Source organism: Microbacterium sp., from assembly GCF_035277845.1.
In the GTDB taxonomy this organism is placed as follows: Bacteria; Actinomycetota; Actinomycetes; order Actinomycetales; family Microbacteriaceae; genus Microbacterium.
Genome location: NZ_DATEJS010000260.1, coordinates 1 through 7,050, shown reverse-complemented (window position 1 = coordinate 7,050; position 7,050 = coordinate 1). Strand labels below are relative to the sequence as shown.

Sequence of the window (7,050 nt, the reverse complement as noted above, 5' to 3'; positions counted from 1 at the left end):
CCAGACCTATGACCGGGTGCACGTGCGCGGCACGGCCGCCGTCGTCGAGGCCGCGCGGCGGGCGGGGGTGCCGAGGATCGTCATGCTGAGCTTCCTCCGCGCCCGCCCGGACTGCGGCTCGCCGTACCACGAGTCGAAGTGGGCGGCCGAGCAGATGGTGCGCTCCTCAGGCCTCGACTACTCGATCCTCAAGGCCGGCATGATCTACGGCCGCGGCGACCACCTCAGCCACACCGTGCAGACGATCCCGGTCTTCGCCGCCGTCGGACGACGCGATCCGTGCCGCGCTGCCCGCACCGGGCGGATTCGGGTGGTCGGACCTTCGGATCAGTCGTCGACGCGGCGGACGCCGAGGCTCTCCAGCCACTCGATGACGTTGCTGCGCTGGGTGCCGTGGCTCGATGCGACGTCGAGCACCGTGCCGTAGCCGTACTCGGGCGAGAAGGCGAGGTCCGCTCCGCGGGCGACCAGCAGCTCCGCGGCCCGGCGCTGCCCGCCGGCGCAGGCGTGCCAGAGCGCCTGGTCGATGTCCTCCGGCCGCGTGTGCTCGGTGAGCAGCTCGTGCAGCCGGTCGAGCAGCCCGAGCGCCGATGCCTGCCAGAGCTTGTCGACCCGGGCGCCGCGTTCGACGAGCAGCCGCGCGACGTTCCAGCATCCGTACCCGACCGCGTTGTCGAGCGGCGTGCCGATGGAGCCGGCCGGCGCCTCGATGTCGGCCCCCGCGTCGATCAGCACCCGCGCCACCGCCGCGTCGTCGCTGCTGGCCGTCCAGTGCAGCGCCGTCTCGCCCGTGCCGTCCGGGCCGCGCCAGTCGACGTCGGCGCCCGCCTCGAGCAGCAGCTCGGCGATGCGCGGCGCGTTCGGGAAGTAGCCGGGCCAGTCCGTGACGACGTGCAGCGGTCGCCGTCCCCGGCCGGGCACGCCCAGCATCCACGACGGCAGATCGGGATGCTCCGTCAGCAGCATCCGCACTCGCTCGACGTCACCCTCGCGGATCGCGATGAGGGCGGCCAGGTGGTCGTCTTCGACAGGCACAGCGGCTCCCATCCCTGGATGGCGGAGGATCACCACGATCGTACGCCGCCGTGACCGGGCCGCATCCGCGATGCGACCCGGTCACGCGCCGTCAGGTCAGCGGCCGGAGCGCCTCTTGTTGAAGACGTCGAACGCCACTGCGGCCAGCAGCACGAGGCCCTTGATCAGCGCCTGGTACTCGGTGCCGACGCCGAGGATCGACATGCCGTTGTTCAGGATGCCGATGATGAGACCACCGATGATGGCTCCGGTGATCTTGCCGATGCCGCCCGTCACGGCCGCGCCGCCGATGAACACGGCCGCGATCGCGTCGAGCTCGAAGCCGTCGCCGTTGCGGGGGCTCGCGAGGTTCAGCTGCGACGTGAACACCAGGCCGGCGAGCGCGGAGAGCACGCCCATGTTGACGAACAGCAGGAACGTGACGCGCGGGGTCTTGACGCCCGACAGCGTCGCCGCCAGCGGGTTGCCGCCGATCGCGTAGATGTGCCGGCCCCACACGCTCCGGTTCATCACGGCGGAGTAGGCGACGGTGAGCACTCCGAGGATGACGAGCGCGATGGGGGTGCCGTTGTAGCTCGCGAGCAGGTAGCCGACGAACAGGATGAGGATGCTCGTGAACACCAGCTTCGTGCCGAACCACCACAGCGGCTCGTCCTCGACGTTGAACTTGCGGCGGGTGAGGCGGCCGCGGATGCCGAACACCACCATCGCGAGCACCACCAGCACGGCGAGCACGATCGTCAGCGGCTCGACCACGGTCTTGCCGCCGCCGAGGTCGGGGAGGAATCCCGCGCCGATCGCCCGGAACCCGTCGGGGAAGGGCGAGATCGCGGTGTTCTGCAGCGTGATCTCGGTGAGGCCGCGGAAGGTGAGCATGCCGGCGAGGGTGACGATGAACGCCGGGATGCGGAAGTATGCGATCCAGAAGCCCTGCCACGCGCCGATGATCGCGCCGAGCACGAGGCAGAGCACGATCGCGATCGGCCACGGCACGTTCATCTTGGTGATGAGCACACCGGCCGCCGCGCCGATGAATGCCACGACCGAGCCCACCGACAGGTCGATGTGCCCCGCGATGATCACCATCACCATGCCGATCGCGAGGATCAGGATGTAGCTGTTCTGGATGATGAGGTTCGACACGTTGATCGGGGCGAGCGTGATGCCGCCCGTCGCGACCTGGAAGAAGATCACGATGACGATCAGCGCGATGAACAGGCCGATCTGCCGCAGCTGGCCGGTGAGGAACTCGACCGCACCGCGGAACGAGGTCGTTTTCGGGGTGATGGATGCTCCGCTCATGCGGTTCCAACCTCCTTCTCCTGGGTCATGAATCGCATGAGGTATTCGGCCGAGGCATCCTCGCGCGGGACGTCCGCGGTGATGCGCCCCTCGGCGAGGGTGTAGATGCGGTCGCACAGACCGAGCAGCTCGGGAAGCTCCGACGAGATGACGATGACGCCCTTGCCCTGGTCGGCGAGCTGGTTGATGATGCCGTAGATCTCGTACTTGGCCCCCACGTCGATGCCGCGCGTCGGCTCGTCGAGGATCAGCACGTCGGGTTCCGTGTTCATCCACTTGGAGAGCACGACCTTCTGCTGGTTCCCGCCGGAGAGCTTGCCGACGAGCGCCTCCACCGAGCTCGTCTTGATGTTCATGCTCTTGCGGTACGACTCCGCGACCACGCGCTCGCGGCTGTCGTTGACCCAGCCGACCTTGGCGAGGCGGTCGAGCGCCGCGATGGTGATGTTGCGCTCGACGTCGTCGATGAGGTTGAGGCCGTACTTCTTGCGGTCTTCGGTGGCGTATGCGATGCCGTGGGCGATGGCATCCGACACGGTCCGCGTCGAGATCTCCTCGCCGCGCTTGTACACGCGACCCGAGATGCCCACGCCGTAGCTGCGCCCGAAGACGCTCATCGCGAGCTCGGTGCGGCCCGCGCCCATGATGCCGGCGATGCCGACGATCTCGCCCTCCCGCACGAAGAGACTGGCGTTGTCGACGACCTTGCGCTCGTGGTCGAGCGGGTGGTGCACCGTCCAGTCCTCGATGCGCAGCAGCTCTCCGCCGATCTTCGGCGTGCGGTCGGGGAACCGGCTGGCGAGATCCCGGCCGACCATGCCGCGGATGATGCGATCCTCGCTGACGTCGTCGGTGCCGAGGTCGAGCGTCTCGATGTTGCGGCCGTCGCGGATGACGGTGACCTCGTCGGCGATCGCGCGGATCTCGTTGAGCTTGTGGCTGATGATGATCGAGGTGATGCCCTCCGCCTGCAGGTGCTTGATCAGCTCGAGCATGTGCGCGGAGTCGTCGTCGTTGAGGGCGGCGGTCGGCTCGTCGAGGATGAGGAGCTTGACCTTCTTGGACAGCGCCTTGGCGATCTCGACGAGCTGCTGCTTGCCCACGCCGATGTCGGCGATCTTGGTCGCCGGGTTCTCGCGCAGGCCGACGCTGCGCAGCAGTTCGGCGGCCTGCTGGTTGGTGGCGTTCCAGTCGATCCAGCCGGCCGAGGCGCGCTCGTTGCCGAGGAAGATGTTCTCGGCGATCGACAGGTACGGGCTGAGGGCCAGCTCCTGGTGGATGATCACCACGCCCGCCTGCTCGGACTCGTTGATGCTGCGGAATGCGACGGGTTCGCCGTCGAGCAGGATCTCCCCCTCGTACGTGCCGTGCGGGTACACGCCGCTCAGCACCTTCATCAGGGTCGACTTGCCCGCGCCGTTCTCGCCGCAGATCGCATGCACGTGACCGCGCTGGACGGTGATCGACACGTTCTGCAGGGCTTTCACCCCGGGGAAGGTCTTGGTGATTCCCCGCATCTCGAGGATGTTGTCGCTCATCTGGCGCTCCGTTCGGAGTGAGGGGTGGCTGCGGGAGCGACCGCAGCCACCCGGCGGGAGATGGGCTTACTTGAGATCGGCTGCGGTGTAGTACCCCGTGTCGATGAGCGCCTGCGTGTAGTTGTCCTTCGTGACCACGACGGGCTGGAAGAGGAAGGTCGGGACGATCTTCGTCTTGTTGTCGTAGGACTTGGTGTCGTTGACCGCGGGCGTCTTGCCGGTGAGCAGGTCGTTGGTCATCGTGACGGCCTCGCCCGCGAGCTTGCGGGTGTCCTTGTAGATGGTCGAGTACTGCTGTCCGGCGATGATGGACTTGACGCTGGGGATCTCGGCGTCCTGACCGGTCACGATCGGCAGCTTCGCCGTCGAGTAGCCCGCGCCGGTGAGCGCCGAGATGATGCCGATCGACAGGCCGTCGTACGGCGACAGGACGCCGTCGACCTTCTTGCCGCTCGAGTAGGTCGACGCGATGAGGTCCTGCATGCGCTTCTTCGCGACATCCGCCTGCCAGCCCTGCGTGGCGACCTGCGTGAACCCGGTCTGGCCGCTGCCCACCTTGATGACGCCCTTGTCGAGGTAGGGCTTCAGGGTGGCCATCGCGCCGTTGAAGAAGAACGTGGCGTTGTTGTCGTCGGGGCTGCCCGCGAACAGCTCGATGTTGAACGGACCCTTGGCGCCGGTGTCCGTGCCGTTCTTGTCGAGCACGCCGAGGCCCTCGAGGAGGCTCGTCGCCTGCTGCACGCCGACCTTGTAGTTGTCGAAGGTCGTGTAGTAGTCGACGTGCTTGCTGCCGTTGATCAGGCGGTCGTAGGCGATGACCTTGACGCCCTTGGAGGCCGCCTCGTCGAGCTGGCTCGACAGGGCCGTGCCGTCGACCGACGCGATCACGAGCACCTTGGCGCCCTTGGTGAGCATGTTGGAGATCTGCTGCACCTGGGTGGGGATGTCGTCGTCGGCGTATTCGAGGTCGACCTTGTAGCCGAGCTTCTCGAGGCCCGCCTTGACGGCGTCGCCGTCGTGGATCCAGCGGGTCGACGTCTTCGTCGGCATCGCGACGCCCACCAGTGCGCCCTTGTTGGCCGCGGGGTCGGCTGCGGCCGCGCCGCCGCCGCGCGTGCCCGCGCAGGCGGTCATCGTGAGGGCGAGGGCGACGACGGCGGTGCCGACCACCAGTCTCTTGATCTGCATGTGGTTCCTCTCTTCGGGCGCGCCGCCATGGCGCGCTCGGGACTGCAGCGGGCACACCTGAGGCACAGGGTCGGGGGCCCGATCGGCAAGGGCGGAGGATGCTTCCTGACTCCCTTGTCGCCCGATGTGACCGTTCACATCGATGGGGAAAAGTCTGCGGCGAACCGGTCACATTTGTCAAGCGCCGAAGGCGCGAGATTTCCGGATGCGCCCGGTGCGCGGTCAGGCGCGCTGCGGTCGCGCGGTCGATTCGCGCACGATCAGCTGCGGGATCACCGGCCGGGTGTCGGCCTCGTCGCCCCGCAGCTGGGCCAGCAGCAAGCCGATCGTGCGCCTGCCGAGTTCGACGAAGTCCTGACGCACGGTGGTCAGCGGCGGGTAGAAGTGCGCGGCATCCGGGATGTCGTCGAACCCGACGACGCTGATGTCCTCGGGCACGCGCACCCCGGTCTCGCGGCACGCGTGCAGGAAGCCGAGCGCCATCGAGTCGTTGCCGGCGAAGACCGCGGTGAAGTCGGCGTTTCGCAGCAGCTCGATGCCTGCTGCATAGCCGAACGACGACGTCCAGTCGCCGAGGATGGGGGCGCGCACGCGCAGGTCGCGGGCATCCAGCTCGCGCAGATATCCGGCCATGCGCGCCTCGGCCTCGGTCCAGTCCTGCGGCCCGGCGAGGTGCACGATGTACTCGTGGCCGAGGTCGGCGAGGTGGCCGACCGCGGCACGAGCCCCCGCGATCTGGTCCATCGCCATCGACTGGCGCTCACCGCCGGGTCCGAGCGCGACGATCGGCACGTCGACGCTCATCTCGGCCACCGCCGACAGCACGCGCTGCTGGGGCGCGATGACGATGATCGCCTCGACCGCGTGGCTCAGCAGATCGTCGATGCTGGAGCGCACCGTCCCGGGGTCGCTCGAGCGCAGGTTCGAGATCGAGAGCCGGTAGCCGGCATCCCGCGCCGCGAACTCGATCGCGGTGATGGCGGTCGCCGGTCCGTACAGCGCGCTCTGGGTGGTGAGCACCCCGATCGTGCGGGAGCGATTGGTCGACAGCGCGCGCGCGACCGGGTTCGGCCGGTACCCGAGCCGGTCGATGACCTCCTGCACGTGCGCGCGGGTCGATTCGCGGATTCGCTCGCTGCCGTTCAGCACGCGGGACACGGTCTGGTACGAGACGCCGGCCTCACGCGCGACGTCACGGATGTTCAGAGCGCGCGGCGCATCGCCTTCCACAGCCAGCGCACCTCCGTTCGACGTCGTCAAGCTCATTATGGATGTCCCGTCGGCGTCCCGGCGCCCGGCACCCCCGCATCCGCCCTCTCGGCCCGCATACTCCGGAGGCGCGCGCCGCAAATCGAATCGGTTCGCCGAACCCGTTGACGCTGCTCATCGTCGCTGCTAGCTTCAACCTCGATCCATCCGCCGTCCGGCAATCCGTGCACGCCATCCGTGGACCAGACTGTCGAATCGGTTCGATGATCTGGCGGAGCGTCTTCCGCCGAGGACGCAAGGGAGCATCACACGAGCGCTCCCGTGCACACCGAGAGACAGGGAGTACCACGACATGGCCGATCGACACCCCGCGCCTGCGCGCATACCGAGGCGAGCGAAGCTGCCCGCGGCGCTCGGCATCGCGGCTCTCTCCGTCGCCGGGGTCGGAGTCGCCCCCACGGTCGCCACGGCGGCGACGAGCGCCACGCCCACCCTCGTGGTTCACGCCGACCGGCCGTTCCGACCCGTCACGCATGTCGCCGACGGTTCGCTCTACGGCCTGGCGTCCGACACCGTCCCGTCGGACAGCCTCGTGTCCGCGCTGAATCCGAATGAATTCGTGCAGATGGCGCCCGGGGGCTCGCAGCTGCCGAACGGTGAGCCGTCGCCGGCAGGGGATGCTCTCGCCGTCGCCTCCGAGGCGGCGAACGCGGGCGCGAAGGTCGTCGTGCGGATGCCGGACTGGTACCCGAACTTCCCGTACCGATGGGTGAGCTGG

General features: G+C 68.4%; 6 protein-coding genes and 1 pseudogene. 2 read left to right on the top strand and 5 right to left on the bottom strand.

Features of this window, described 5'->3' with window-relative positions; translation table 11 throughout:
- A partial coding sequence (locus VJR25_RS11255; protein WP_324115063.1) for an NAD(P)H-binding protein occupies nucleotides 1-427 on the top strand: 427 nt, incomplete at its 5' end.
- Here the strand turns inward: VJR25_RS11255 and VJR25_RS11250 are convergent.
- The 5 genes from VJR25_RS11250 to VJR25_RS11230 form a co-directional block, all read right to left on the bottom strand.
- Nucleotides 328-1,035, bottom strand: coding sequence for an ankyrin repeat domain-containing protein (locus VJR25_RS11250; protein ID WP_324115062.1), 708 nt, complete (start codon nucleotides 1,033-1,035; stop codon nucleotides 328-330). The two genes, VJR25_RS11255 and VJR25_RS11250, sit on opposite strands and share 100 nt — an antisense overlap.
- 96 nt (nucleotides 1,036-1,131) lie before the next feature.
- On the bottom strand, nucleotides 1,132-2,337 hold the full coding sequence (gene mmsB, locus VJR25_RS11245; RefSeq protein WP_324115061.1) for a multiple monosaccharide ABC transporter permease: 1,206 nt from the start codon (nucleotides 2,335-2,337) through the stop codon (nucleotides 1,132-1,134).
- Nucleotides 2,334-3,875: a multiple monosaccharide ABC transporter ATP-binding protein gene (mmsA, locus tag VJR25_RS11240; protein ID WP_324115060.1), complete on the bottom strand. Its 1,542-nt coding sequence runs from the start codon at nucleotides 3,873-3,875 to the stop codon at nucleotides 2,334-2,336. The genes mmsB and mmsA overlap by 4 nt, the downstream gene beginning before the upstream one ends.
- Nucleotides 3,876-3,941: 66 nt before the next feature.
- Entirely contained in the window at nucleotides 3,942-5,063 is a 1,122-nt protein-coding gene (gene chvE / locus VJR25_RS11235; protein WP_324115059.1) for a multiple monosaccharide ABC transporter substrate-binding protein, read from the bottom strand.
- 222 nt (nucleotides 5,064-5,285) lie between these two features.
- Nucleotides 5,286-6,329 carry a LacI family DNA-binding transcriptional regulator gene (locus VJR25_RS11230; protein ID WP_414683774.1) on the bottom strand — a complete coding sequence of 348 codons (1,044 nt, stop codon included), beginning with the start codon at nucleotides 6,327-6,329 and terminating at the stop codon, nucleotides 5,286-5,288.
- A gap of 295 nt (nucleotides 6,330-6,624) precedes the next feature.
- Between VJR25_RS11230 and VJR25_RS11225 the strand changes: the two are divergent.
- Nucleotides 6,625-7,050: pseudogene (locus tag VJR25_RS11225) on the top strand (hypothetical protein); the annotation flags it as partial.